A 723-nucleotide genomic window follows, 5' to 3' on the forward strand; every position below is an offset into this window, starting at 1 on the left:
GAGGATTTCTGGTTTCAGGAACCTCTTATTCCGGAAAAGGACTGGATAAAAAAGATGACTCCAAAGGGGGATCGGATATCTGGCTGATCAGGCTGAATGAATTTGGGGATGAACTGTGGCAGAAAACCTTGGGAACTTCCTCAGATGAAGAAGCCAAAGCAGTGATTCAAACCACAGACTTAGGCTTTTTTGTGGCCGGAAATATTCAAAACTCATCCAAAGGTTACGGATCAAAAGATGTCTGGATCACCAGACTGGATAAAGACGGAAAAGAGCTTTCTCAGCTTATTCTGGGAGGCAGAGGCTTGGACGAAGTAGAAAAAATGATCCCCACGAAAGACGGCGGAGCATTACTGGGAATTTATTCAAGGAGTTCCGAGGTTGGAAATCCTGAGACTAAACCTTCGACTGAAAGACCTGCTTCCTCAATAGCCATTAGCCAAATGCCAAAAGCCAGCAGCAATTTCGGTGAAGGCGACTACTGGATCGTAAAGCTGGATAAAAACGGAAAAGTAGAATGGGAAAAGAACTTTGGCGGGAAAGGCGATGATCATATCAGAACCCTGGCTTTAACTTCAAACGGTTTTATCATCGGAGGAGAATCCAGATCCGAGAGATCCGGAAATAAATCAGTAGGTATTGAAGAAGGAACAGACCTTTGGCTGATCTCACTGAATGAAAGAGGAGATGAACAATGGCAGAAATCCTACAATTTCAAGAACA

1 pseudogene is annotated in these 723 nt (G+C 43.8%); it reads left to right on the forward strand.

The features are described from left to right. A pseudogene (locus JML65_RS23760) lies at positions 1-723 on the forward strand (T9SS C-terminal target domain-containing protein); the annotation flags it as partial.

The organism is Chryseobacterium sp. KMC2, from assembly GCF_016756935.1.
GTDB lineage: Bacteria > Bacteroidota > Bacteroidia > Flavobacteriales > Weeksellaceae > Chryseobacterium > Chryseobacterium rhizosphaerae.